The organism is Enterococcus eurekensis, assembly GCF_042654605.1.
Classification (GTDB): Bacteria; Bacillota; Bacilli; order Lactobacillales; family Enterococcaceae; genus Enterococcus_I; species Enterococcus_I eurekensis.
This window is the reverse complement of sequence record NZ_JBHSGT010000050.1, coordinates 1-1,673: the sequence shown is the minus strand read 5'-3', so window position 1 is coordinate 1,673 and position 1,673 is coordinate 1. Positions and strand designations below refer to the sequence as shown.

Below are 1,673 nucleotides of genomic sequence, written 5' to 3'. Positions count from 1 at the left end.
GCTGGGTTATATCAATGAATCAGGGACAACTTTGGGCAACGGTGAGCAAGGAGCACATCAGGAATATGATAAATATGTAACTGTTAAATCAAATGATGAGATTGTCTATCATAATTTTAATTGGATATTACAAGAAACTGGGAAAATAGGTAAAGAAACATTTAAAGCTAAAGGAGTCTATCATCATTTCAATGGTACTCGTTACTTTTCAATTTATGATTTAAGTAATAAGTGGATAGGTTATATTCCTGAAAATAGTATCGATGAGAAAACGACACATCTTTTTGTAATGGGCCATGGTTCATCTGATCCTGGAGCAGTAGGAAACGGCACAAATGAGCGAGATTTTACACGTAAAGAATTACTTCCGTATTTACAAAAATATGCAAAGAAATTAAAAAATAATGAGATTGTTTTCTATGATACTGCTAGGAATATGTACGTAGATTCTCAGAAAAAAGAAGGCGTCCATAGTGTTCAAGATGGTCTTTCATCTATTACAGAAATACATCTAGATGCAGCTGGAATTGGAGCTACAGGTGGGCATGTAATTGTCCACCCAAAAAAGAAATCTTATATAGAAGATTTGAAATTAGCGAATGTTGTGAAAACATACAATGGTTTATGGGGGGGAGTTTCAAAGAATAATGGGTTGAGTTATAGACAAGACTTACTTAATTTAAATCTCTCTTATGACTATGATGTGTCCTATCGTTTAGTAGAGTTAGGTTTTATTACAAACTATCAAGATTTAGTAAAGTTGAGAGTAAATCTCGATCGAATTGCAAAAGAGTTTATTGAAGTTGTGACAGGAGAAGAGCTATGAAAAATAAAGATGGTATTAAGGTGATCATATTTTATAACGTAATAAGAAACGAGGAAAATTAAATTGAAGAAAGTAAAAATTATTAGTCGTTTGTTATGTATAATATTGTGGATACATAGTCTATTAAGCAGTGGAGGAACTGTTTTTGCTACGGAAGAAGTAGTTGGAAATACTACTGCTATCGAAACTATGACATCTTCTTTTTCTGAAAAAACAGAGAAAGAAATGGTTGGAGAGCTCTTAGAAACTGTAGAAAGTTCAAGTGAAATTTTTTCTAATTCAGAAAGCGAAATAATTAGTGAATCAAGGGATCCTATTGAAGAGCAACTAAGTAATATTATTGCGGAAGGAGAATATGGTTCTGTTGTTTGGAAAGTGACTAAAGATGGAATACTTACTTTAGAAGAAGGGATTCTTCCTAATATAGAAAAAGGGCACCAAACGCAGTCGCCATGGATTGATTTTTCAGAAATTATTCAAAATATTGATATAAGAGGAGTGATTACATCAACTGACTTCGGTGCAGAGTCTCTGTTTTCGGGATTAACAAACTTAAAAAAAATTAATAATTTAAATAAGATAGATTTGAGTGAAGCTCGTTCAATTCGCCACTTATTTAGTTTTACAAATATCCAACAACTTTATCTTCCAGGTTGTGATGTCTCTCGCGTTGAAGATTTTGCATTTGTTTTTAAAGGATTAAATTTAAAAGGGCTAGATCTTTCAAATTGGTATTTTTCTAAAGATAAAAATTTGGAGAACATTTTTGATGATGTAAAACCTGAATAATTCATACTTTTAATTAAAACCATGTGAAACTGCCTCACGGCAGCTTACAATTACTTTT

Annotated in this window: 2 protein-coding genes; both read left to right on the top strand. The window is 32.0% G+C overall.

The window, feature by feature from the left end; all coding sequences use genetic code 11:
• Positions 1 to 826: N-acetylmuramoyl-L-alanine amidase (locus ACFO3L_RS07965; protein ID WP_379965673.1), on the top strand; the 826-nt coding region annotated here is incomplete at its 5' end.
• A gap of 63 nt (positions 827 to 889) precedes the next feature.
• On the top strand, positions 890 to 1,615 hold the full coding sequence (locus ACFO3L_RS07960; protein WP_379965670.1) for a hypothetical protein: 726 nt from the start codon (positions 890 to 892) through the stop codon (positions 1,613 to 1,615).
• Positions 1,616 to 1,673 lie beyond the last annotated feature (58 nt).